Source organism: Pseudomonas sp. SJZ131, assembly GCF_007828705.1.
Taxonomy (GTDB): Bacteria; Pseudomonadota; Gammaproteobacteria; order Pseudomonadales; family Pseudomonadaceae; genus Aquipseudomonas; species Aquipseudomonas prosekii.
In genome coordinates this window covers 1,241,092-1,265,319 of sequence record NZ_VIVC01000002.1, presented here as the reverse complement: position 1 = coordinate 1,265,319, position 24,228 = coordinate 1,241,092, and the positions used below count along the sequence as shown (strand labels likewise).

Sequence of the window (24,228 nt, the reverse complement as noted above, 5' to 3'; positions counted from 1 at the left end):
CGCCTCTGGCCAGCGTCAAATGCTCAGTCCTGGGCGACCCGCACCACCAGTTTGCCGAAGTTGCGTCCTTCCAGCAGACCGATGAAGGCTTCGGGCGCCTGCTCCAGGCCATCGACGATGTCTTCGCGGAACTTGACCTTGCCGTCGCGCACCCACGGCGCCATGGCGCTGACGAATTCCGGCTGACGATCGCCATAGTCGTCGAACACGATAAAGCCCTGAATGCGTGCGCGTTTGGTCAGCAAGGTGCGCTGCAGTTGCGGCAGACGATCCGGGCCGCTCGGCGTTTCGTGCGCGTTGTAACCGGCGATCAGGCCACACAGCGGCACCCGCGCCTTGGCATTCAGCAACGGCACGATGGCATCGAAGACCTTGCCGCCGACGTTTTCGAAATAGATGTCGACGCCTTGCGGGCAGGCCGTTGCCAGTTCATCGGCGAAGTTGTCGCTCTTGTGGTCAATGCAGGCGTCGAAGCCCAATTCCTCGACCACATAACGGCATTTGTCGGCGCCGCCAGCCACGCCAACCACGCGCAGTCCTTTGATCTTCGCCACCTGGCCGACCACCGAACCGACGGCTCCGGAAGCGGCGGCGACCACCAGCGTTTCGCCGGATTGCGGTTGACCGATGTCCATCAGGCCCATGTAAGCGGTCATGCCCGGCATGCCCAATACGCCCAGCGCCATCGACGGGCTCGGCAGCCCGGACGGGATTGGAATGATGTTGCGGCCGTCGCTGATGCTGTGGCTCTGCCAACCGGTGGCGCCGACCACGAGATCACCTTCGTGAAACTTCGGATTGCGCGATTGCTCGACGCGGCTGACAGCGCCGCCGGTCATCACTTCGTCGATTTCCACCGGCGCGGCGTAGGACGGCGCGTCACTCATGCGCCCGCGCATGTAGGGGTCGAGCGACAGGTAAAGGGTCTTGAGCAACACTTCGCCTTCGGCCAGATCCGGCAGCGCGACGCGCTCCAAGCGAAAATTCTCCGGGGTCGGCGCGCCCACCGGGCGGGACACCAGGACGATACGTTGGTTGAGGGTCAATGCTTGCGGCATGTGAGCGTCTCCTTGATCGATGAATTTGGCAGGTATAGGGAGCAGACCCTTGTCGCGGTGCGGCGTTCGATGTTTATTCGGCCTGACCGAGTCGACTTCTTCGCGGGCAAGCCTTGCTCCTACAGGTTTCGCGGTGCTGCTCTTACGGTCAGAGTGCGGCAGAAACAAAAATGCCAGGCGCGATGCCTGGCATTTTTTTGTAGCCCATCCAATACGCGTTGGCGAATCAGAATGGCATTTTCATTCCCGGCGGCAGCTGCATGCCAGCGGTCACGCCGGACATTTTGTCCTGGCTGTTGGCTTCGATCTTGCGCACGGCGTCGTTGACGGCGGCGGCGAATACCGCTTCGAGCATCTCGCGGTCGTCTTCGCTCAGGCCTTCGACCATGCTTGGGTCGATGGTCACGCGCTTGACGTCGTGACGACCGGTCATCAGCACGGTGACCATATCGCCGCCGGCCTTACCGGTGACTTCGGCGTTGGCCAGTTCTTCCTGCATCTTGGCCATTTTTTCCTGCATCTGCTGCGCCTGCTTCATCAGGCCGGCCATGCCACCTTTCATCATGGTAATCACCTCAAAGTACTTGGATAAAAACAGCGCCCGACGTGTGCGGCCAGACGCCTTCAGTTATTAGCCCTGACTGGTCAGGGCTTCGACAGGTTCAATAGTATCGTTGCGGATCACCGCGCCGAACTGCTGCATCATTTGCTGGATGAACGGATCACCGTGGATCGACTCTTCGGCCTCGCGCTGGCGATTGACCCGGCGCCGAGATGCAGCCTGGGCCGGGGTTTCCTGCTCAGGCTTGATCAGCTCCATGCTCAGGGTCAGCGTGCGCCCGTGAAACTGGTTCAACGCGTCGTTCAAGCGCCGCTGCTGGGTCGCGTTGAACAGCGCACTGTGCGCCGGATCGAGGTGCAGCAACCAGTGATCGCCTTCAACCGAGATCAGCGTGCAGTTGGCGGCGATGCTGCCAGTCATGCCGGAGATCGGCAATTTCGGAAACAATTCCAACCATTGCAGGGCCAGACCGGTCGCCGGCATCGCAGCCGGTTCCGGCTCGGGTTCCGGCGCCGGTTCGGCGGTGTGTTCGCTGGCCAGTTCGTCGAGATAGCTGTAAGCCGAGTCGATGTCCGGCTCGATGTAATCCTCGTCCAGCGGCGGCTCGTCATCCAGGTCAACGCCGGGTGTGGCGGCATCGACGTCGGCCACCGACGGCTCGGGGATCGGCGCAGCGGCCCATTCCGGCGCGTCCGGCACTACGCTGTCCGGGGTCGGCAGCGGCATTGGCGGCAATTCGGGTTGTTCGCTGGCCGTTTCCAGCATCGGCTCGGCGGCCGGCTGCTGGACGATTTCAGGTTCGACCGGATCATTCCATGGCAAATCGACCACGGCTTCGGGGGCGACCGCTTCTGCCACGGGCTCGGGCGCAACGGCTGGCGCAACTGGCTGCGGCGCTGCGACCGTCTCAGGCGCAGGCCTGGTTTCAAGCGCAGGCGCTGGTGCAACTGCCGTAGCGGCTACCGGCGCAACAACCGGCGCGGCAGCCACTGAATTTGCGGAATCAACTGTGGCCTGGCTGATCCCCACTGGCTTTAGCGGTTGCCTCGGCGCATCCGCCGTATCCGCCGGCCTGAACGCCAACATGCGCAGCAGGACCATTTCGAAGCCACCACGCGGGTCCGGCGCCAGCGGCAAGTCGCGGCGCCCGATCAGGCCCATCTGGTAATAAAACTGCACGTCTTCGGCCGGCAAGGCCTGCGCCAGTGCGAGCACACGATCTCGGTCGCCATGACCGTTGTCGACGCCTTCGGGCAACGCCTGGGCAATCGCAACGCGGTGCAACACATTGAGAATCTCGGACAGCACACCGTTCCAGTCCGGGCCTTGTTCGGCCAGGTGACGGACGGCTTCGAGCAACGCTTTGGCGTCGCCCTCGATCAATGAATGCAGGACATCAAACACTTGGCCATGATCAAGCGTGCCGAGCATCGCCCGCACGTCGGCGGCCAAGACTTTGCCCTCGCCGAAGGCAATCGCCTGATCGGTCAGGCTCATCGCATCACGCATCGAACCGTCAGCGGCGCGGCCGAGCAGCCACAGCGCGTCGTCCTCGAACGGCACCTGCTCGACGCCCAGCACGTGGGTCAAATGCTCGACGACTCGCTCCGGGGTCATGTTCTTCAGCGAGAACTGCAGGCACCGCGAGAGAATCGTTGCCGGAAGTTTCTGCGGGTCAGTGGTCGCGAGGATGAACTTGACGTAGGGCGGCGGCTCTTCGAGGGTTTTCAGCAGCGCATTGAAGGAATGGCTGGAAAGCATGTGCACTTCGTCGATCAGGTAGACCTTGAAGCGCCCACGGCTTGGCGCGTATTGCACGTTGTCGAGCAGTTCACGCGTGTCCTCGACCTTGGTCCGGCTCGCGGCGTCGATCTCGATCAGGTCGACGAAGCGCCCTTCATCGATCTCGCGGCACACCGAACACTCGCCACACGGCGTCGAAGTGATGCCTGTTTCACAGTTTAAACATTTGGCAATGATTCGCGCGATGGTGGTCTTGCCGACCCCGCGCGTACCGGTAAACAGGTAAGCGTGGTGCAGCCGCTGGCTGTCCAAGGCATTGATCAGAGCCTTGAGCACATGGGTCTGGCCGACCATTTCGCGGAACGAGCGCGGACGCCATTTACGTGCAAGAACCTGATAACTCATCGAAAACCGTCGCCACTGGGAAGCAGAAGCGGCTAATGCTAGCGGAGCAGGCCCGAAATTGCATCCGGCGCGCTCGTCTAATCTGGCTAAGCTGCACTTTGGGGGCCATTTGCGGCTCGGGTTTATCAGTTCCGGAGCGTTTATGCGGTTGGCCCTGGGGGCGTTGTTGTGGATCTGCCTGAACGTTGCCGCCGCCGATACGCCGGTGCGCTACGTGATGGCCGACAGTTGGGCGATGCCGCTGGTGCAACTGGAACACGGCCGCCCAACGCAAGGCATTTTGTATGACGTGATGCTCAGCCTGTCGACTCAGGTCGGCGCGCCGGCAGAGTTTCACGTAGTGCCGCGCGCGCGGGTGCAGAGCGTCATGGAGCACGGCGAGGTCGATGTGCGCTGCTATGCCGCGCAATCGTGGCAGCCAAACCAGTCCGGCGATTACATCTGGAGCATTCCGCTGTTTGTGCAGCGCGACCTGCTGATCAGCCGCCAAGGCCCGCCGATTGCGGTGGTGCCCGCGAACCTGCAAAAACAATCGGTCGGTACGGTGCTCGGTTACATCTATCCGACGCTGCAACCGCTGTTCGACAGCGGCCAGTTGCAACGCGAAGACGCGCGCAGCCAGGAGCAAGTGCTGGAAAAACTCTTGGCTGGCCGCTATCGCTACGCGGTCAGCAATCAATGGACGCTCGACTGGTTCAACCAGCGCCTGTTGCCGGAACGACAACTGCAAGCGGTGGCGCTGCTGCAGGAACAGAATGTCGGCTGCTACGTGCGCAACGACCCGAAAGTGCCGGTGCAGCGCATTTTGCGCACCTTGCTGCGGATGAAGATGTCGGGGGAAATTGACGCCATCATCGGGCTCTACATCGGCGCCGAGCCCCGCGAGCCATAACGCAATCCCCATGTAGGAGTGAGCCTGCTCGCGATAGCGCAATAACATTCGACATTGATGTCGGCTGACACACCGCTATCGCGAGCAGACTCGCTCCTACAGGGAAAAACGCGCACACAAAAAAACACCGCCCTGGAGTTGATCCATGGCAGAGCAGCAAAAATATTCCGGATTGATAAGCACGATAGAGCAACCGTGCGGCGTTATGGAGGCAACCCCATCAGCCACACCCCGGCACACAATGTTCCCGCTGTGGCTGCTTCCTTCCGGATCTGACCAGGTTCACGGGTAATCGTTGCGGGGGGACCGATGGGGTCACCATAACGACGTTCACCTGACGGCGAACGGCGCCATTGTACCTATCTGAGACGAACTTACAACCGTTCGATCCAGATAAAAAAAATGAATCAGGTCAAGGACATGCGCAGGCCTTTAAAAACGCCGGGCGACTTGACCGGGAGCATGGGGACGATCATAGCCGGGTTTCGGGTCAGACCTCGATGCCGTGGTCTTTCAGGAACACCACAAACGCTTCTTCATCCAGCACTTTCAAGCCGAGCTCATTGGCCTTGGCCAGTTTCGAGCCAGCGCCCGGGCCGGCGACCACGCAATGGGTCTTCGCCGACACCGAGCCAGCAACCTTGGCGCCGAGGCTTTCGAGCTTGTCCTTGGCGACGTCGCGGCTCATCAATTCCAGCGAACCGGTCAACACCCAGGTCTGCCCGGCGAGCGGCAAACCTTCGACGACTTTCTTTTCGCTCTTCCAGTGCATGCCGAAATCACGCAGCTGTTTTTCCGCCGCTTCAGCGATCTGCCGATTCCCTTCCACCGCGAAGAAATCGCGCACCGAATTCGCCTGTTTCTCCGGCAACGCCTGACGCATGTCCAGCCAATCAGCGTCGAACACACCTTGCAGCGAACCAAACTTGTCCGCCAGTTTCTGCGCCCCGCCCGGCCCGACCGAAGGAATGTGCAGCTTGTCGAGGAAACCGCCGAGCGTGGTGCTCGCGGAGAACTCGGCGCCTAACTCGCCCTGATCCTGAATCTGCAAACCGTGCGTGAGCAGTTCAGTAATCACCTGCTGGTTATGCGCATCTTCGAAAAAGCTGTGAATCTCGTGCGCCACTTCCAGGCCAACATCCGGCAAGTACGTCAGCACTTGCGGCAACGCTTGTCGAACGCGCTCCAGCGAGCCGAGAGAGCGCGCCAGCACCTTGGCCGTCTCTTCGCCGACATCCGGAATGCCCAGCGCATAGACGAACCGCGCCAAGCTTGGCCGCTTGCTGTCTTCGATGGCGGCGAGCAGCTTCTTGCTCGACAGCTCGGCAAAACCTTCGAGGTCGACAATGTCGTCAAATTTCAGCGCGTACAGATCGGCCGGCGAACTGACCAGACCTTCGTCGACCAACTGCTCAACGCTCTTGTCGCCGAGGCCTTCGATGTCCATCGCGCGGCGCGAGACGAAGTGAATAATCGCTTGTTTCAGTTGCGCGCCACACGCCAGGCGCCCGACGCAGCGGTACACCGCGCCTTCGCTGACGGTCTCGCGACCTTTGCTGCGTTTGACCAGTTGCGTGCGCTCGACGTGCGAGCCGCACACCGGGCATTGTTCCGGGATATGCACCGCGCGGGCATTTTCCGGACGGCGCTCGGTGACCACTTGCACCACTTGCGGAATCACGTCACCGGCACGGCGAATGATCACGGTATCGCCGATCATCAAGCCCAGGCGCGCGACTTCGTCCATGTTGTGCAGCGTCGCGTTGGCCACGGTGACGCCGGCTACTTTAACCGGTTTCAGTCGCGCCACCGGCGTCACCGCGCCAGTGCGCCCGACCTGAAACTCGACGTCGAGCAGCTCGGTGAGTTCTTCCATCGCCGGGAATTTATGGGCGATCGCCCAGCGCGGTTCGCGGGCGCGGAAACCCAACTCGCGCTGCGACGCGATGCTGTTGACCTTGAACACCACGCCATCGATTTCATAACCGAGCGCGTTGCGGCGCTCGCCGATGTCGCGGTAGTAGTCCAGGCATTCGTCGATGCCGTGCGCCAGCTTCAGTTCATGGCTGATCGGCATGCCCCACTTCTGCAACTGCTTGAGATTGCCGATGTGCGTGTCGGCGATATCGGCGGAAATCTGCCCGATACCGTAGCAGCAGAATTCCAGCGGACGGTTGGCGGTGATCTTCGAATCGAGTTGGCGCAAGCTGCCGGCGGCGGCGTTACGCGGGTTGGCGAAGGTCTTGCCGCCGACTTCCAATTGCGAGGCGTTGAGCCGTTCGAAACCGGCTTTGGACATAAACACTTCGCCGCGCACTTCGAGGGTTGCCGGCCAGCCAGTGCCGTGCAGCTTCAGCGGAATATTGCGCACGGTGCGCACGTTGACGCTGATGTCTTCGCCGGTGGTGCCATCGCCGCGCGTGGCGCCGCGCACCAATACGCCGTCCTGATACAACAGGCTGACCGCCAGGCCATCGAGTTTCGGTTCGCAGCTGTATTCCACCGCCGCCCCAGCGTCGAGCAGATCACCGGTGGGCAGGTCGAGGCCTTCGGTCACGCGGCGGTCGAACTCGCGCATGTCGGTTTCTTCGAAGGCGTTGCCGAGGCTGAGCATCGGCACTTCGTGGCGCACTTGAGTGAACGCCGACAAGGCTGCGCTGCCAACGCGCTGGGTCGGCGAGTCGCTGGTGATCAGTTCGGGATTGGCGGCTTCGAGGGCTTTGAGCTCGTGGAACAAGCGGTCGTATTCGGCGTCCGGAATGCTCGGCTCGTCCATCACGTGATAGCGATAGTTGTGCTGATCCAGCTCAGCGCGCAGCTCTAGAATGCGGGTTTTGGCGGCGGTCATGGGTGTTCTCTCATAAAGCAAAAGAGCAGCCGAGGCTGCTCAATCTGTACAAATCATTGTAGGAGCATGGCTTGCCCGCGATGGCGATCTCAAGGACGCCATCGCGAGCAAGCTTTGCTCCTACAGGGTGTGGGAGGCGTGGCGCGATCCACACACGTTGCCAATTTCAGCGTTTCTGGGTCAGGGCGCGACGTTCGAACTCGACGATACGCTGACGGTAATGCTCGATCGTCTGGGCGGTCAGCACGCTGCGCTGGTCGTCTTTCAGTTCGCCGTTAAGCTCCTGCGACAGCTTGCGCGCTGCGGCCACCATCACGTCGAAAGCTTGCTTCGGATGACGCGGGCCCGGCAGACCGAGGAAAAAGCTCACGGCCGGCGTGCTGAAATGGTCGATGTCGTCCAGATCAAAGATGCCCGGCTTGACCGCGTTGGCCATGGAGAACAGCACTTCGCCGTTGCCCGCCATGCTTTCGTGGCGATGGAAAATATCCATCTCGCCGAAACGCAGACCACTTTCGAGAATGTTCTGCAACAGCGCCGGGCCCTTGAAGCCGGCAGCGTCGCGGCAGATCACGCTGATCACCAGCACTTCCTCGGCTTGCGGCTGTTCTTTGTCGCTGACCGCCGGCGACGACTTGGTGTCATCCGGGAAATCGTCGTCGCGGCTGCTGAAGCTCGGGCCGCCGTCCAGATCCAGGCTCAGGTTCATGTCGCCCTGCGAAGGTTCGCCATGGCCACGCTTGCCGCGCTTGGAACCCGATTCACGAGGCTCGCGCGCCGGCATGCTCACCGACGGCAAATCGTGTTCGTCCAGTTGCGGCTCTTTATGCGTGTCCAGCACGCGGGGCGGGCCCAACAGCTCGGCGCTGCTGTCCTCGTCCGGCAGGTTGGACAGACTTCGATCCAGACGGAATTTAAGTTTTCCCTTGCCGCCGCGCATACGGCGCCAGCCATCGAAAAGAATACCGGCAATGACAATGATGCCGATGACGATCAGCCACTCGCGCAGACCGATTTCCATGTAATCCCGTGCCTCTATAAAAAATGCTGAAAAATAAGGGGTTTACACCGTGCAAACCGCTTTAAAACGTGGCGCCAACTCTATGTTCTGACAGGCGTTTTGCCCACGTACACGAAAAATTGACATTAAACTAGCACGACCAACGGCTTCGCAGCTACAAGCTTTAAGCTTCAAGCGCCAAGCCGTTTCACTTACGGCTTATAACTTGAGACTTATCGCTGCGCCGCTAGGCGTCCACCATCGCCATCGCTTCTTCGACATCGACCGCCACCAGACGCGAACAACCCGGTTCATGCATCGTCACCCCCATCAGTTGATCAGCCATTTCCATGGCGATCTTGTTGTGGGTGATGTAGATGAACTGCACCGTCTGCGACATTTCCTTGACCAGTCGTGCGTAGCGTCCAACGTTAGCGTCATCCAGTGGCGCGTCAACTTCGTCGAGCATACAAAACGGCGCCGGATTCAGTTTGAAGATGGCAAATACCAGCGCCAATGCAGTCAGGGCTTTTTCGCCGCCGGAGAGCAAATGGATGGTGCTGTTCTTCTTCCCTGGCGGCCGCGCCATGATTGTCACCCCTGTATCGAGTAGATCTTCGCCCGTCAGTTCCAAGTAGGCGCTGCCGCCACCGAAAACTTTTGGGAAAAGTGCCTGAATTCCGGCATTGATCTGATCAAAGGTATCTTTGAAGCGGTTTCGGGTTTCCTTGTCGATCTTGCGAATCACGTTTTCCAGAGTGTCCAGCGCTTCGACCAGATCGTCGTTCTGCGCGTCCAGATAACGCTTGCGTTCGGATTGCTGGGTGTATTCGTCGATGGCCGCGAGGTTGATCGCACCGAGCCGCGCAATTCGTGCGGCGATGCGCTCCAACTCTTCCTCGGCGTCCTTCTCGTTGGCCTCGGCCACCAGCGTGGCGATCACGCCATGCAAGTCGTAGCCATCCTCCAGCAATTGATCTTCGAGGGTTTTGCGCCGCACCGTCAGGGCCTGCCATTCCATGCGCTGGGTTTCCATCTGCCCGCGAATCAATTGCGATTGCTGCTCGGCCTGATTGCGGCGTTTCTCGGCATCACGCAACTCGCGGTCGGCGTCTTCCATGGCGGCTTGCGCGGTTTTCAGTTCTTCGTCGACGGTCATGCGCTTGTCGAGCAATTCTTCAAGTTTGAGGCGCAGCTCTTCCAGCGGTGCCTCGCCCTCCTCCAGATTCAAACTGAGCTGTTCGCGCTTCTCGGTCAGGCGCTCGGACTGCATCTCCAGACGTTCCAGCGCCTGCCGCGTCGAGTCATGCTGGGCCTTCAGCGAGCCCAGACGCACGGCTAATTGGTGCGCATGATCCTTGTGCTGTCGCGCTTCCTGGCGCACCCGATCAAGGCGTTCGCGCAAGCTGTCGCGCTGAGCCATCAGTAATTCGCGCTGCTCGGTGTCGAGCTCCATCGCGTCGAGCGCTTCCTGCAATTGCAGGCGCGCCTCGCCAATGTTTTCGTGTTCCAGCGCGCGTTGCTCAGCCAGTTCGCCGAGCTCTTCGTCGAGACGCGTGCGGCGCAACGTCAGTTGTTCAGCCTTGGCTTTGCCGGCGGACAGTTGGGCTTTCAATTCGCCTTGCTGGCGTGCTTCGTCCTGTAGCAAACGACGCAAATGTTCGCGACCGTTTTCCTGCTGACGCTGTTGCGCGCGCAGGTTCTGCAATTGTGTCTCGAGGGTTTCGACCGTGGCTTCGCGCTCTTCACGTTCGATGCCCAGATTGTGAATTTCCTGACCACGGGCGATCACGCCGCTTTCCGCTTCACTGGCGCGGCGCACCCGCAGAAAGTGCCGGCTGACCCAATAACCATCGCGGCTGATCAGGCTTTCGCCGTCGGCCAATTGACCGCGCAGGGCCAAGGCCTGATCGAGATTTTCCACCGGTTTGACCTGCCCCAGCCAGGGCGACAGATCAACCGCCGCCTCGACCTTGTCGAGCAGACTGCCGGCCACGCGCACACCATCGGTGGCGGCGCTGAGCAAACGCAAATCGCCTTGGGCAAACCCGGCCAGATCGAAATCGCCGAAGTCGTTGACCAGCACTGCTTGCAGGTCGGCGCCGAGCACGGTTTCCACCGCCAGCTCCCAACCCGCCTCAACGCTCAAGCCGTCGGCCAGGCGCGGACGCTCGGCCAGGTTCTGTTCGCGCAGCCATTCAGCGGTGCCGGTGCCGGGATCGAGCGCGGCTTGCTGCAAGGCTTCCAGCGAGGCCAAACGCCCGTTGAGACGCTGCAAGTCACCTTGCGCGGTTTGTTGCGCGGTCAGTGCTTGCTGCAATTCCTGACGCAGCTGTTCGAGTTTCTCGACTTGCGCCTGTTCACTGGTCTGCAAATCCTCAAGCGTCGCCTCGGACTCCGCGAGCTGCTCGTTAAGCGCCATGATCGCCGCGTCTTCGGGGTCAGCCGAAAGCAGCGCACGCTCCTCGCCGAGACGCTTTTGCCGTTCGGCCAGGCGTTCCATGCTGGTTTCGAGCTGCTGGATGCGCGACTGCTGCACTTCGGACTGGCGGCGCGGTTCGGCGGCGGTGAGGTTGAACGTGTCCCACTGCTCTTGCCAGGCGTGCATGCTGGTTTCGGATTCTTCCAGCGCAGCGGCGGCCTCTTCGGCGGCGGCGCTAGTGACTTCCTGTTCCGGGGTCAGCAGGTCGAGTTCTTCGCCGAGGGTCAGCAGCAACGTGCGGTCGTGGCCCAGGTGCGACTCGGTTTCCAGGCGTGCGCGTTCGGCTTCTTTCAAATCATCCTGCAACTGGCGCAAACGCTGCTGGCCGTGCTGAATACTTTGCTCGACCCGGGCGATGTCGCCGCCGACCGAATAAAAGCGCCCTTGCACCAGATTGAAGCGCTCGGACAGGTCATGGTGACCGTCACGCAGGCGTTCAATTGCGGCGTCGGCGTTGCGTTGTTCGGCGACCAAGGCTTCGAAGGTGATTTCCTGATTGCCGATCACCGCTTCGCGCTGCCCGACCTGCTCGTTCAGCGCCTGCCAGCGCAGCGCCGACAATTGCGCCTTGAGCTGACGCTCCTCACCTTTATATTCCTGATACTTCTTGGCCGACTCGGCCTGGCGGTGCAGGCGTTCGAGTTGGCGTTCGAGCTCGTCGCGCAAGTCGGTCAGGCGCGCGAGGTTTTCGTGGGTGCGGCGGATGCGGTTTTCAGTCTCGCGGCGGCGCTCCTTGTACTTGGAGATGCCGGCCGCTTCTTCAATAAAGTTGCGCAGGTCTTCAGGCTTGGCTTCGATCAGTTTGGAGATCATCCCCTGCTCGATGATCGAGTAGCTGCGCGGGCCGAGGCCGGTGCCGAGGAAGATGTCGGTGATGTCGCGCCGCCGGCATTTGGTGCCGTTGAGGAAGTAACTGTTCTGGCTGTCGCGGGTCACTTTGCGGCGAATGGAAATTTCCGCATAAGCCGCGTATTCGCCGACCAGCGTGCCGTCGGAGTTGTCGAACACCAGTTCGATGCTCGCCTGGCTGACCGGTTTGCGGCTGGTCGAGCCATTGAAGATGACGTCGGTCATCGACTCGCCGCGCAGGTTTTTTGCCGAGCTCTCGCCCATCACCCAACGCACGGCGTCGATGATGTTCGACTTGCCGCAACCATTGGGCCCAACCACTGCCGCCATGTTACTGGGGAAGTTCACCGTGGTCGGGTCGACGAAGGATTTGAACCCCGCCAGTTTGATGCACTTGAGCCGCACGCTTAGGCGACCGTCAGGGCGGAAATCACCAGATCACAGCTGCGCTGGGCATAAGCCGTCAGCACCACACGAATCTGCGGGAAGTCACGGGCGATCACCGCCGCCAGCAAGCGCTCGAACAATTCGAGGAACTCGCTCATCTCGGCTTTGCGCTGTTCCAGTGCAAGAAAATACGCGCGGCTCATGGCCGGCTGCAGATTTTCCACGGTTTCCTGCAAATACGGGTTGTTGGCAAACGGGTACGCGGCGCGCATCACGCTGAAACTGTCGTCAACGAACGTGCGAATGTCCTGGCGCTCGTAACTGGCGCTCAGGCGTTGCTGGATCTGCACGAACGCCGCCAGGTCGGCCTGGACTTGCCAGCCGCTGGCCACGGCGTTGCCGAGCAAGATGTACAACTCGCTCATCAGCGTGCACAGGCTCTGGACCTTGTGCGCGGTGAGTTCGGTGACATGGGCGCCCCGTCGCGGGAGGATCGCGATCAAGTGGCGGCGCTCCAGGATCAGCAAGGCTTCGCGGACCGAACCGCGGCTGACATTGAGTGCCAGCGTGACCTTCTGTTCCTGGATGCGCTCTCCCGGCTTCATTTCGCCGCGAATGATACGTTCGGCGAGGTGGTGAGCAATTTGCTCGGCGAGGCTGTCCGGCGCCTTGAACGTCATGGTTGTCCTTCAAACTCTTCGATCTGCACAAGCGGCGCAGTGTAGCGCAATTGCTATGTCATGGCGGAGTGCCCACCCGGCGGTTTTTGGCACGAAATAAGCAAAAAGCAAGCTGACACGTGAGGGTCAATACTAATGAAACGCGCTGTTGATCGACAAAAGCTGATTTCCTGACCTTTAAGTCAGAAAACCATTGACCGAAAAGTCAGACCTGATAAATTCGGCTCACATCGGTTAACAACAATAATGAGTCTGCGAGGCCATCCGTGATCCAGTTTTTACTCAACCAGGAACTCCGTAGCGAGCACGCCCTGGACCCGAACCTGACCGTGCTCAATTACCTGCGCGACCACGTCGGCAAACCCGGCACCAAAGAAGGCTGCGCCAGCGGTGACTGCGGCGCCTGCACCGTGGTTGTCGGCGAGCTGCAAACGGATGACGCTGGCCGCGAACACATTCGCTATCGCAGCCTCAACTCGTGCCTGACGTTCGTTTCGTCACTGCACGGCAAACAATTGATCAGCGTCGAAGACCTCAAGCACCAGGGCCAATTGCACAGCGTGCAACAAGCCATGGTCGAGTGCCACGGCTCGCAATGCGGCTTCTGCACGCCAGGCTTCGTCATGTCGCTGTTCGCGCTGCAGAAGAACAGCGACGCGCCGGACTCGCACAAGGCCCACGAAGCGCTGGCCGGCAACCTCTGCCGCTGCACCGGCTATCGGCCGATTCTCGAAGCCGCGCAGCAATCGTGCTGCGGCAAGCAACCCGACCAGTTCGATGCGCGCGAGGCCGACACCATCGCCCGCCTCAAAGCCATCGCCCCAACCGACATCGGCGAGCTCAACAGTGGCGACAAGCGTTGCCTGGTGCCGCTGACCGTGGCCGATCTGGCCGACCTCTACGACGCCTATCCGCAAGCCCGCCTGCTGGCCGGCGGCACCGACCTGGCGCTGGAAGTCACGCAATTCCATCGCACCTTGCCGGTGATGATCTACGTCGGCAACGTCGCCGAAATGAAGCGCATCGAGCGTTTCGACGATCGTCTGGAAATCGGCGCCGCCACCGCCCTCTCCGATTGCTACGAAGCGTTGAAAGCGGAATACCCGGACTTCGGCGAATTGCTGCAGCGCTTCGCTTCATTGCAGATTCGCAACCAGGGCACCTTGGGCGGCAACATCGGCAACGCCTCGCCCATCGGTGACTCGCCGCCGCTGCTGATAGCCTTGGGCGCGCAGATCGTCCTGTGCAAGGGCGAAACCCGGCGCACCCTGGCGCTGGAAGACTACTTCATCGATTACCGGGTGACCGCGCGTCAGGAAAGCGAGTTCATCGAAAAGATCATCGTGCCCCGCGCCAGCGCCGAACAACTGTTCCGCGCCTATAAAGTGTCGAAGCGTCTGGACGACGACATTTCCGCAGTCTGCGCCGCGTTCAATCTGCGTTTTGAAAACGGTGTGATCGCCGACGCCCGCGTGGCATTCGGCGGCATGGCGGCGATCCCGAAACGCGCGAAAAACTGCGAAACCGCGCTGCTCGGTGCGCCGTTCAACCACGCCACCATCGAACGTGCATGCACCGCGCTGGCGGAAGATTTCACCCCGCTCTCGGACTTCCGCGCGAGCAAGGAATATCGCCTGCTCAGCGCGCAAAACCTGCTGCGCAAATACTTCATCGAACTGCAAACACCGCACATCGAGACTCGGGTGACCGCTTATGTCTAATCATCACGCTGTAGAGAAGACCCAAGCCGAACTGGCTGAACTGTTCGCCCAGGACCTGACCACCGGCGTCGGCCGCAGCGTCAAGCACGACAGCGCCGCCAAGCACGTGTCCGGTGAAGCGCAGTACATCGACGACCGCCTGGAATTTCCGAACCAGTTGCACGTTTACGCACGCCTGTCGGACCGCGCCCACGCGAGAATCATCAGCATCGACACCGCGCCGTGCTACGCCTTCGAAGGCGTGCGCATCGCCATCACTCACGAAGACGTGCCGGGCCTGAAAGACATCGGCCCGCTGCTGCCGGGCGACCCGTTGCTGGCCATCGACACCGTGGAATTCGTCGGCCAACCGGTGGTTGCGGTGGCGGCGAAAGACCTGGAAACCGCGCGCAAAGCGGCGATGGCCGCGATCATCGAATACGAAGATCTCGAGCCCGTTCTGGACGTGGTTGAAGCCTTGCGAAAACGCCACTTCGTGCTCGACAGCCACACTCACCAGCGCGGCGACTCGGCCGGTGCCTTGGCGACTGCCGAACATCGCATCCAGGGCACGCTGCACATCGGCGGCCAGGAACATTTTTATCTGGAGACGCAAATCTCCTCGGTGATGCCGACCGAAGACGGCGGGATGATCGTTTACTGCTCGACGCAAAACCCTACCGAAGTGCAAAAACTGGTCGCCGAAGTGCTCGACGTGTCGATGAATAAAATCGTCGTCGACATGCGGCGCATGGGCGGCGGTTTTGGCGGCAAGGAAACTCAGGCAGCCAGCCCGGCGTGCCTGTGCGCAGTGATCGCGCACCTCACTGGTCAGCCGACCAAGATGCGCCTGCCGCGCGTCGAAGACATGTTGATGACCGGCAAGCGTCACCCGTTTTACGTCGAATATGACGTTGGCTTCGACAGCACCGGTCGCCTGCACGGCATCGCGCTGGAACTGGCCGGCAACTGCGGCTGTTCGCCGGACTTGTCGGCGTCGATTGTCGACCGCGCGATGTTCCACGCCGACAACTCGTACTACCTCGGCGATGCGACGATCAACGGCCACCGCTGCAAGACCAACACCGCGTCGAACACCGCTTACCGTGGTTTCGGCGGCCCGCAAGGGATGGTGGCGATTGAAGAAGTGATGGACGCGATTGCCCGTCATCTGGCCCTCGATCCACTGGCCGTGCGCAAGGCCAACTACTACGGCAAAACCGAGCGCAACGTCACGCATTACTACCAGACCGTCGAGCACAACATGCTCGAAGAAATGACCGCCGAACTCGAAGAAAGCAGCCAGTACGCCGAGCGTCGCGAAGCGATTCGCCGCTACAACGCCAACAGCCCGATTCTGAAAAAAGGCCTGGCGCTGACCCCGGTCAAATTCGGTATTTCGTTCACCGCGAGTTTCCTCAATCAGGCCGGCGCGCTGATCCACGTTTACACCGACGGCAGCATTCACTTGAACCACGGCGGCACCGAAATGGGCCAGGGTTTGAACACCAAAGTCGCGCAAGTCGTGGCCGAAGTGTTCCAGGTGGAAATGGACCGCGTGCAGATCACCGCAACCAACACCGACAAAGTGCCGAACACCTCGCCGACCGCCGCTTCCAGCGGTGCCGACCTGAACGGTAAAGCCGCGCAGAACGCTGCGGAAATCATCAAGAAACGCCTGGTGGAATTCGCCGCGCGGCAATACAAGGTCAGCGAAGAAGACGTCGAATTCCACAACGGTCATGTGCGGGTTCGCGATCACATTCTGACGTTTGAGGCGCTGATCCAGCAGGCGTATTTCGCGCAGGTTTCGTTGTCCAGTACCGGGTTCTACAAGACCCCGAAAATCTTCTACGACCGCAGTCAGGCGCGGGGTCGGCCGTTCTATTACTACGCGTTCGGCGCGGCGTGCTGTGAAGTGATCGTCGATACCTTGACCGGCGAATACAAAATGCTGCGCACCGATATTCTTCACGACGTCGGCGCTTCGCTGAATCCGTCGATCGATATCGGTCAGGTTGAAGGTGGTTTCATCCAGGGCATGGGGTGGCTGACCATGGAAGAACTGGTGTGGAACAACAAGGGCAAACTGATGACCAACGGCCCGGCGAGCTACAAGATTCCGGCCGTGGCGGACATGCCGCTGGACCTGCGGGTGAAGCTGGTGGAAAACCGCAAAAACCCGGAAGACACGGTGTTCCATTCCAAGGCTGTGGGTGAGCCGCCGTTCATGCTCGGGATTGCTTCGTGGTGCGCAATCAAGGATGCCGTGGCGAGTTTGGGTGACTACAGACATCAGCCGAATATCGATGCGCCGGCGACGCCGGAGCGGGTGTTGTGGGGTTGCGAGCAGATGCGCCAGTTGAAAGCGGCGAAGGCTGTCGAAACCGAAGTTGAGTTGGCTTCGCTCTGATACCGAGGCGCGGCCATCGCGAGCAGGCTCACTCCTACAGGGGAATGCATTCCAAATGTGGGAGTGAGCCCTGCTCGCGATGACGGACTGACAGACAACACAGATGTCGAGGTGAAACATGTACAACTGGATCGACGCCCTCGCCGACTTGCAATCCCAAGGCGAACCCTGCGTGTTGGTGACCATCATCGAAGAGCTCGGCTCGACGCCGCGCAATGCCGGTTCGAAAATGGTTATCAGCGCCAAACAGAGCTTCGACACCATCGGTGGCGGGCATCTGGAATACAAAGCCATGCAGATCGCCCGCGAAATGCTCGCCAGCGGCAAGCAGGACACGCATCTGGAGCGCTTCAGCCTCGGCGCCAGTCTGGGCCAATGCTGCGGCGGCGTGACCGTGTTGCTGTTCGAACCGATGGGCCAGGTCCAGGCGCAAATCGCCGTGTTCGGCGCCGGCCATGTCGGTCGCGCGCTGGTGCCGTTGCTCGCCAGCCTGCCCTGCCGCGTGCGCTGGATCGACTCGCGCGACGCCGAGTTCCCCGAGCAGATCCCCCACGGCGTGCGTAAAATCGTCGCCGAAGAACCGCTCGATGAAATCGACGATTTGCCCGTGGGCAGCTATTGCATCGTCATGACCCACAACCACCAGCTCGACCTCGAACTCACCGCCGCGATCCTCAAGCGCAACGACTTCGCCTACTTCGGCCTGATCGGCTCGAAGACCAAACGCGTCAAGTTCGAACATCGTTTGCGCGACCGCGGTTTTGACAGCGCCGTGCTGCAACGCATGCGCTGCCCGATGGGCATTGGCGAAGTCAAAGGCAAGTTGCCTGTGGAAATCGCCGTCTCCATCGCCGGCGAAATCATCGCCACCTATAACGCGAATTTCGGCCAGCAAAGCGCCAGCGCCGGATCATCGATCGCCAAACTGCTGCCCGTTTCACGCCGCAGCCAAGCCTCTAATTGATAAGCCCAGACACTGAGAAACGACATGCCTCTGACTCGCAAAGCCTACCGTGCCGCCATCCTGCACAGCATCGCCGACCCCGCCGAAGTGGGGATCGAAGCCTCGTATGAGTATTTCGAAGACGGCCTGCTGGTAGTCGATAACGGCCAGATCAGCGCCCTCGGCCACGCCAGCGATTTGCTGCCGACGCTGCCGGCCGATATCGAGATCACTCATTATCAGGACGCGCTGATCACACCAGGCTTCATCGACACGCACATTCACTTCCCGCAAACCGGCATGGTCGGCGCCTACGGCGAGCAGTTGCTCGACTGGCTCAACACCTACACCTTCCCGTGCGAAAGCCAGTTCGGCGACAAGGCCCACGCTGATGAAGTCGCGGATATTTTCGTCAAGGAACTGCTGCGCAACGGCACTACCACCGCGCTGGTGTTCGGCAGCGTGCACCCGCAATCGGTGAACTCGTTTTTCGAAGTCGCCGAGCAACTTGACCTGCGGATGATCGCCGGCAAGGTGATGATGGACCGCAACGCGCCGGACTACCTGACCGACACCGCTGAATCCAGCTATGTCGAGAGCAAGGCGCTGATCGAGCGCTGGCACGGCAAGGGCCGTTTGCACTACGCGGTGACTCCACGTTTCGCCCCGACCAGCACCCCGGAACAACTGACGCTCGCCGGTCAATTGCTCGGCGAATACCCTGATTTGTACATGCAGACGCACATCAGCGAAAACCTGCAGGAAGTCGAGTGGGTCAAGGAGCTGTTTCCGGAGCGCAAGGGTTACCTCGACGTCTACGACCACTATCAGCTGCTCGGCGAGCGCTCGGTGTTCGCCCACGGCGTGCATTTGTGTGATGACGAGTGCGCGCGACTGGCGGAGACGGGCTCGGCGATCGCTTTTTGCCCAACGTCGAACCTGTTTCTCGGCAGCGGTTTGTTCAACTTGCCGATGGCCGAGAAGCACAAGGTCAATGTCGGCCTGGGCACGGACGTTGGCGGCGGCACCAGTTTCTCGCTGCTGCAAACCCTGAACGAAGCGTACAAAGTCATGCAACTGCAAGGCGCGCGGTTGAGCCCGTTCAAATCGCTGTACCTGGCGACCCTCGGCGGCGCGCGTGCGCTGCGTCTGGAAGAGAAAATCGGCACGTTGCAGCCGGGCACTGACGCGGACTTCCTGGTTTTGGATTACAACGCCACACCGCTGCTGAGCTATCGCTTGAAGCAGTCGAAAGACATCGCCGAAACGTTGTTTGTGCTGATGACGCTGGGCGATGACCGGACGGTGCTGCAGACGTACGCGGCAGGGAATCAGGTGCACCAGCGCTGAGGTATTCCCCGACCTGGAGCGTGGGAACGATCTGAAGGTTTTTCAAGGTATAAAAAAATCCCCCGTTGCTCATAGAGCCCGGGGGATTTTTATTGCCTGTCAGATCGCTATCGCGAGCAAGCTCGCTCCCACATTAGATCTGTGTAGTACACAAATCCCTTGTAGGAGTGAGCCTGCTCGCGATCAGCGGAGTCGCGCCTGCCAATGATCTGAGTCGCTCACAAATCCCCTGTGGGAGCCGAGCTTGCTCGCGATGGCCGCGACGCGGTCTGCGTTAGAGCTTGGCAGCCGAACGCCCAGGTTTTTTGGTCTGCAACAAATGCGAGAACACCGCATGCAAATCATCCGACGCGCTTTCTTCGTCGAGGTTGAGTTTGCTGTCGATGTGGTCCATGTGATGCATCATCAAATCCACCGCCAGACCACCGTTGCGCGCTTCAATCGCGTCGATCAACTGCGTGTGCTCGTCATATGAACAATGCGAGCGGTTGCCGCTTTCGTATTGGGCGATGATCAGCGAGGTCTGCGACACCAGGCTGCGCTGGAAACTGATCAGCGGCGCGTTCTTCGCAGCTTCGGCAAGTTTCAAATGGAATTCACCCGATAGCCGGATACCGGCGCCGCGATCGCCACGCGAGAAGCTGTCGCGCTCGTCGTTGACCATCTGCCGCAGCTCGGCAATCTGCTCGGCGGTGGCGTGCTGCACGGCCAGTTCGGTGATCGCGCGCTCGACCAGACGCCGGGCGAGGAACACCTGACGCGCCTCTTCGACGCTCGGGCTCGCGACCACGGCGCCACGGTTTGGCCGCAGCAATACCACGCCCTCATGCGCCAGTCGCGATAACGCGCGGCGAATGATGGTGCGGCTGACCCCGAAAATTTCCCCCAGCGCTTCTTCGCTCAACTTGGTGCCGGGCGCCAGACGCTGTTCGAGGATGGCCTCGAAGATATGCGCGTAGACAATATCGTCCTGGGTACCGCTGCGGCCGGCTTTGCCTGCTCGCGGTTGTTTCTTGAGGGGCTGCAACTGTTCGTTCATGGGCACTCGAGTCGGGAGAACTGCGGCGAATAGACCGTGACTGTAATACGGCACAGTGGGTCGCTGGCAAGTATCGCGTAAAAAACACCGCGATTGTACACAATGGATGGTGGCAACACGACTGTATGGCTGATTGCGGCCACGGCTGTATTGCAACGGTCCGTTACATTTGAGTTTAGGCTTGAACGCGCAATCTGCTGCGTGAACACAAATCTGTAGGAGCGAGGCTTGCCCGCGAAGGCGTCGTGTCATTCAACATTGATATCGACTGGCATGACGCCTTCGCGGGCAAGCCTCGCTCCTACAGGGATCGCGTTGCGCCGGGCATCTTCACTAGAACAAGGAACACCGCTGTCATGAACGACGTCACGCACACTCGCCTGCGCCCATTTGCCGACACTTCGCCGTCGGCCATTGTCGCCGGGTTCATCGCGATGATGACTGGCTACACCAGCTCGCTGGTGCTGATGTTTCAGGCCGGGCAAGCGGCGGGCCTGAGCAGTGGGCAGATTTCTTCGTGGATCTGGGCGATCTCGATCGGCATGGCGGTTTGCTCGATCGGCCTGTCGTTGCGTTATCGCACGCCGATCACCATTGCCTGGTCGACTCCCGGCGCGGCGTTGCTGATCACCAGCCTCGGCGGCGTGAGTTACGGCGAAGCCATCGGCGCGTACATTACCTGCGCGGTGCTGGTGACGATTTGTGGTTTGACCGGCAGCTTCGAACGGCTGGTGAAAAAGATCCCGGCATCACTGGCGGCCGCCCTGCTCGCCGGGATTCTGTTCAAGATCGGCAGCGAGATTTTTGTCGCGGCGCAGCATCGCACGACGTTGGTACTGGCGATGTTCTTCACTTATCTGCTGGTCAAACGCCTGTCGCCGCGTTATGCGGTGCTCGCCGCGCTGTTGATCGGCACGGCGATGTCGGGGTTCATGGGGTTGCTGGATTTCAGCGGGTTTCATCTGGAAGTGGCGACGCCGGTGTGGACCACGCCGCACTTTTCCTTTGCCGCGACCATCAGCATCGGCATCCCGCTGTTTGTGGTGGCGATGACCTCGCAAAACATGCCCGGCATCGCTGTGTTGCGCGCCGACGGTTATAACGTGCCCGCCTCGCCGCTGATCACCACGACCGGGATTGCCTCGTTGCTGCTGGCGCCGTTCGGCTCGCACGGCATCAACCTGGCGGCGATCAGCGCGGCGATCTGCACCGGGCCGCACGCCCATGAGGATCGCAACAAGCGTTATACGGCGGCGGTCTGGTGCGGGATTTTCTACGGGATTGCCGGGGTGTTCGGCGCGACGTTGGCGGCGCTGTTCGCAGCGTTGCCGAAGGAATTAGTGCTGTCGATTGCCGCGCTGGCGCTGTTTGCCTCGATCATGAATGGTTTGAGCATTGCCATGAGTGAGGCGAAGGAACGTGAAGCGGCGCTGATCACTTTTATGGTCACCGCGTCGGGGCTGACGCTGTTTTCCATCGGCTCGGCGTTTTGGGGGATTGTCGCGGGGGTTTTGACGTTGCTGATTTTGAATTGGCGTAAAAGCTGAGGGCCTCTTCGCGGGCAAGCCTCGCTCCTACAGGATCAGCGCCAGCCTTTGTAGGAGCGAGGCTTGCCCGCGAAGACATTTGCGAGAACGCCATTGCAGTCCGAACCCTACACCTGTACCAGCAAATCGCAGGCAAAAAAAAACGGCGACCCGTGGGTCGCCGTTTCTTTTATGACATCAAGCTACCGGATTGATTGGCTTTTCCGGGTACCAGACGTCGAGCAGCGGGCTGACAGTGACTTCAGTCAGTTCGCTGCGGCCCTTGAGCCAGGCTTCAACAGCAGCGCGCTGCTCTTCGGACACCGAGCCACGCTTGATCAGGCAAACCAGACCGAAGTCGTCGCCGCCAACATAACCCAGACCGTTGGCTTCCATGGCTTCTGTCAAGAACGCGTCGAGGAAAGCATCAATGGCTTCATCAGCCAAATCTTCTTTGAAATCCAGGTTCAGCTCGAAACCCAGCTCTTGAAATTCATCGACGCACAGTTTTTTGCGCAGACGCTGGGAACGGTTAGTCGCCATTGGAACAATCCTCATAAGTAATAACGGGCGGCACTTTAGCAGTTTAAGGCGCCAATTACCCGTTCCACGGTAGTGGCCAGGCTACCGTCGGTAAAAAAATAGCCAATCAGGGGGGTTGCGCACGGCACAAGGTGCGTCACCTTGGGGCATAATGCCGACACTTTCATGACCACTGAGGGATTTTATCTTCATGCCCTCGCCTTTTTTCCCCTCGCCTGCAGGGTTTTACTTCATATGATCAAATCTTTGCGTCCACTGTTTTTTGCCAGTCTTCTTCTGCCCCTGGCGCTCCCGGTTTCTGCCGCCCCGATCAACACCGCCCTGTCTCCCAACGTTGAAAAAGCCCTCAAGGCCAGCAAATTGCAGGACAACGCCCTGTCGCTGGTGCTGATCCCGCTCAACGGCCCGGGCACGCCGACGATCTTCAACGCCGATGTTTCGGTCAACCCGGCATCGACCATGAAACTGGTCACCACTTACGCCGCGCTGGAAATGCTCGGCCCCAACCATCAGTGGAAAACCGAGTTTTACACTGACGGCACGCTCAGCGGCGGCATCCTCAACGGCAACCTCTACCTCAAGGGTGGCGGCGATCCGAAACTGAACATGGAAAAACTCTGGCTGCTGATGCGCGACCTGCGCGCCAACGGCGTAACGCAGATTACTGGCGACCTGGTGCTGGATCGCGGCTTCTTCATGCAACCGCAGTTGCCGCAATTCAATGACGACGGCAATGACGAGAACAAGCCGTTCCTGGTCAAACCCGATTCGCTGATGGTCAACCTCAAAGCCCTGCGTTTTGTTGCGCGCAACGACAACGGCAAGGTGCTGGTGTCGGTGGAGCCGCCGATTGCGACGGTGCGCATCGACAATCAGGTCAAGGCCATCAACTCCAAACAATGCACCGGCGGCGTGCGGTACAACCCGGTGACCCAACCGGATGGCAGCGTCAATGTGACGGTGGGCGGGCAGTTGGGCGAAGGCTGCAGTTCGCAGACTTACCTGTCGCTGCTCGATCACGCGACGTACACCGCGGGCGCCGTGCGGGCGATCTGGAAAGAACTGGGCGGCAGCATCCAGGGCCGCGACCGTCTGGCGCCGACGCCTAAAGACGCAAAAGTGTTGGCGCGGGCGTTTTCGCCGGATCTGGCGGAAATCATTCGTGACATCAACAAGTACAGCAACAACACCATGGCGCAGCAGCTGTTTTTGAGCCTCGGCCAGCGCTTTCGCAATGACGCCGACGGTGATGATGCCAAGGCTGCCCAGCGTGTGGTCCGTCAGTGGCTGGCGCAGAAAGGCATCACCGCGCCGCACCTGGTGATGGAGAACGGCTCCGGCCTGTCCCGCGCCGAACGCGTCAGTGCCCGTGAAATGGCCGGCATGCTCCAGGCCGCGTGGCGCAGCCCGTATGCCGCCGAGTTCATCAGCTCGATGCCGATCGCCGGCACCGACGGCACCATGCGCAAACGCCTGAAAACCACGGCCATGCGCGGCGAAGCGCACATCAAGACCGGCACCCTGAACACCGTCCGCGCGATCTCCGGCTACAGCCGCGACGTCAACGGCAACACCTGGGCGGTGGTGGCCATCCTCAACGACAAAGCCCCGTTTGGCGCGTCTTCGGTACTGGACCAAGTGCTGCTGGATCTATATCGCCAGCCAAAAGTGCCAGCCACGGCTTCGGTGCTGTAAAGCACACAAAATGCTGTGGGGGCTGAGTTTGCTTGCGATGGTGGTGTGGCAGTCGACTTGAATATTGGCTGACAGATCGCTATCGCGAGCAAGCTCGGCTCCCACAGGGGTGT

16 protein-coding genes and 1 other RNA gene are annotated in these 24,228 nt (G+C 60.5%); 7 read left to right on the top strand and 10 right to left on the bottom strand.

Features of this window, described 5'->3' with window-relative positions:
• Positions 1–23 precede the first annotated feature (23 nt).
• The 3 genes from FBY12_RS12800 to dnaX form a co-directional block, all read right to left on the bottom strand.
• Entirely contained in the window at positions 24–1,058 is a 1,035-nt protein-coding gene (locus tag FBY12_RS12800) for an NADP-dependent oxidoreductase (RefSeq protein WP_145253060.1), read from the bottom strand.
• 226 nt (positions 1,059–1,284) lie between these two features.
• Positions 1,285–1,623 (bottom strand): YbaB/EbfC family nucleoid-associated protein, encoded by a 339-nt coding sequence (locus FBY12_RS12795; protein ID WP_092270859.1) that lies wholly within the window; start codon positions 1,621–1,623, stop codon positions 1,285–1,287.
• 66 nt (positions 1,624–1,689) lie between these two features.
• On the bottom strand, positions 1,690–3,768 hold the full coding sequence (gene dnaX, locus FBY12_RS12790; RefSeq protein WP_145253059.1) for a DNA polymerase III subunit gamma/tau: 2,079 nt from the start codon (positions 3,766–3,768) through the stop codon (positions 1,690–1,692).
• A 142-nt stretch (positions 3,769–3,910) separates the two neighbouring features.
• On the opposite strand from dnaX, the gene FBY12_RS12785 reads away from it, so the two are divergent.
• Entirely contained in the window at positions 3,911–4,660 is a 750-nt protein-coding gene (locus FBY12_RS12785; protein ID WP_145253058.1) for an ABC transporter substrate-binding protein, read from the top strand.
• 215 nt (positions 4,661–4,875) lie between these two features.
• On the opposite strand, the gene ffs is transcribed toward FBY12_RS12785, so the two are convergent.
• From ffs to FBY12_RS12760, 5 genes are all read right to left on the bottom strand, one after another.
• Positions 4,876–4,972: signal recognition particle sRNA small type (gene ffs, locus FBY12_RS12780), an RNA gene on the bottom strand.
• 178 nt (positions 4,973–5,150) lie between these two features.
• A complete protein-coding gene (ligA, locus tag FBY12_RS12775) occupies positions 5,151–7,508 on the bottom strand; it encodes an NAD-dependent DNA ligase LigA (RefSeq protein WP_145253057.1) in 2,358 nt (785 codons plus the stop codon).
• Between the two features lie 166 nt (positions 7,509–7,674).
• On the bottom strand, positions 7,675–8,529 hold the full coding sequence (gene zipA / locus FBY12_RS12770) for a cell division protein ZipA (protein WP_121733483.1): 855 nt from the start codon (positions 8,527–8,529) through the stop codon (positions 7,675–7,677).
• Between the two features lie 226 nt (positions 8,530–8,755).
• On the bottom strand, positions 8,756–12,244 hold the full coding sequence (smc, locus tag FBY12_RS12765) for a chromosome segregation protein SMC (protein ID WP_145253056.1): 3,489 nt from the start codon (positions 12,242–12,244) through the stop codon (positions 8,756–8,758).
• A 2-nt stretch (positions 12,245–12,246) separates the two neighbouring features.
• Positions 12,247–12,906 (bottom strand): GntR family transcriptional regulator, encoded by a 660-nt coding sequence (locus FBY12_RS12760; RefSeq protein ID WP_121733481.1) that lies wholly within the window; start codon positions 12,904–12,906, stop codon positions 12,247–12,249.
• 266 nt (positions 12,907–13,172) lie between these two features.
• On the opposite strand from FBY12_RS12760, the gene xdhA reads away from it, so the two are divergent.
• The 4 genes from xdhA to guaD all read left to right on the top strand — a co-directional run bounded on the left by xdhA (position 13,173) and on the right by guaD (position 19,312).
• Positions 13,173–14,627: a xanthine dehydrogenase small subunit gene (xdhA, locus tag FBY12_RS12755; protein ID WP_145253055.1), complete on the top strand. Its 1,455-nt coding sequence runs from the start codon at positions 13,173–13,175 to the stop codon at positions 14,625–14,627.
• Entirely contained in the window at positions 14,620–17,019 is a 2,400-nt protein-coding gene (xdhB, locus tag FBY12_RS12750; protein WP_145253054.1) for a xanthine dehydrogenase molybdopterin binding subunit, read from the top strand. The genes xdhA and xdhB overlap by 8 nt, the downstream gene beginning before the upstream one ends.
• A 118-nt stretch (positions 17,020–17,137) precedes the next feature.
• On the top strand, positions 17,138–17,983 hold the full coding sequence (xdhC, locus tag FBY12_RS12745) for a xanthine dehydrogenase accessory protein XdhC (RefSeq protein WP_121733478.1): 846 nt from the start codon (positions 17,138–17,140) through the stop codon (positions 17,981–17,983).
• A gap of 24 nt (positions 17,984–18,007) precedes the next feature.
• A complete protein-coding gene (guaD, locus tag FBY12_RS12740; protein ID WP_145253053.1) occupies positions 18,008–19,312 on the top strand; it encodes a guanine deaminase in 1,305 nt (434 codons plus the stop codon).
• A gap of 274 nt (positions 19,313–19,586) precedes the next feature.
• Here guaD and FBY12_RS12735 read toward each other — a convergent pair whose 3' ends face one another.
• Positions 19,587–20,351, bottom strand: coding sequence for a GntR family transcriptional regulator (locus FBY12_RS12735; protein WP_092270891.1), 765 nt, complete (start codon positions 20,349–20,351; stop codon positions 19,587–19,589).
• A 356-nt stretch (positions 20,352–20,707) separates the two neighbouring features.
• Between FBY12_RS12735 and FBY12_RS12730 the strand changes: the two genes are divergently transcribed.
• Complete coding sequence (locus tag FBY12_RS12730) at positions 20,708–21,898, top strand: benzoate/H(+) symporter BenE family transporter (protein WP_121733476.1); 1,191 nt, start codon at positions 20,708–20,710, stop codon at positions 21,896–21,898.
• 177 nt (positions 21,899–22,075) lie between these two features.
• On the opposite strand, the gene FBY12_RS12725 is transcribed toward FBY12_RS12730, so the two are convergent.
• Entirely contained in the window at positions 22,076–22,420 is a 345-nt protein-coding gene (locus FBY12_RS12725; protein ID WP_121733475.1) for a YggL family protein, read from the bottom strand.
• A gap of 234 nt (positions 22,421–22,654) precedes the next feature.
• Between FBY12_RS12725 and dacB the strand changes: the two genes are divergently transcribed.
• Positions 22,655–24,115 (top strand): D-alanyl-D-alanine carboxypeptidase/D-alanyl-D-alanine-endopeptidase, encoded by a 1,461-nt coding sequence (gene dacB / locus FBY12_RS12720; protein WP_145253052.1) that lies wholly within the window; start codon positions 22,655–22,657, stop codon positions 24,113–24,115.
• Positions 24,116–24,228 lie beyond the last annotated feature (113 nt).

Coding starts and splice junctions, on each gene's coding strand:
- xdhB (WP_145253054.1), top strand. CDS start 14,620: ATGTCTAATCATCACGCTGTAGAGAAGACCCAAGCCGAACTGGCTGAA.
- ligA (WP_145253057.1), bottom strand. CDS start 7,508: ATGACCGCCGCCAAAACCCGCATTCTAGAGCTGCGCGCTGAGCTGGAT.
- FBY12_RS12735 (WP_092270891.1), bottom strand. CDS start 20,351: ATGAACGAACAGTTGCAGCCCCTCAAGAAACAACCGCGAGCAGGCAAA.
- FBY12_RS12730 (WP_121733476.1), top strand. CDS start 20,708: ATGAACGACGTCACGCACACTCGCCTGCGCCCATTTGCCGACACTTCG.
- FBY12_RS12785 (WP_145253058.1), top strand. CDS start 3,911: ATGCGGTTGGCCCTGGGGGCGTTGTTGTGGATCTGCCTGAACGTTGCC.
- FBY12_RS12760 (WP_121733481.1), bottom strand. CDS start 12,906: ATGACGTTCAAGGCGCCGGACAGCCTCGCCGAGCAAATTGCTCACCAC.
- FBY12_RS12725 (WP_121733475.1), bottom strand. CDS start 22,420: ATGGCGACTAACCGTTCCCAGCGTCTGCGCAAAAAACTGTGCGTCGAT.
- xdhC (WP_121733478.1), top strand. CDS start 17,138: ATGTACAACTGGATCGACGCCCTCGCCGACTTGCAATCCCAAGGCGAA.
- dnaX (WP_145253059.1), bottom strand. CDS start 3,768: ATGAGTTATCAGGTTCTTGCACGTAAATGGCGTCCGCGCTCGTTCCGC.
- FBY12_RS12800 (WP_145253060.1), bottom strand. CDS start 1,058: ATGCCGCAAGCATTGACCCTCAACCAACGTATCGTCCTGGTGTCCCGC.
- zipA (WP_121733483.1), bottom strand. CDS start 8,529: ATGGAAATCGGTCTGCGCGAGTGGCTGATCGTCATCGGCATCATTGTC.
- FBY12_RS12795 (WP_092270859.1), bottom strand. CDS start 1,623: ATGATGAAAGGTGGCATGGCCGGCCTGATGAAGCAGGCGCAGCAGATG.
- guaD (WP_145253053.1), top strand. CDS start 18,008: ATGCCTCTGACTCGCAAAGCCTACCGTGCCGCCATCCTGCACAGCATC.
- dacB (WP_145253052.1), top strand. CDS start 22,655: ATGATCAAATCTTTGCGTCCACTGTTTTTTGCCAGTCTTCTTCTGCCC.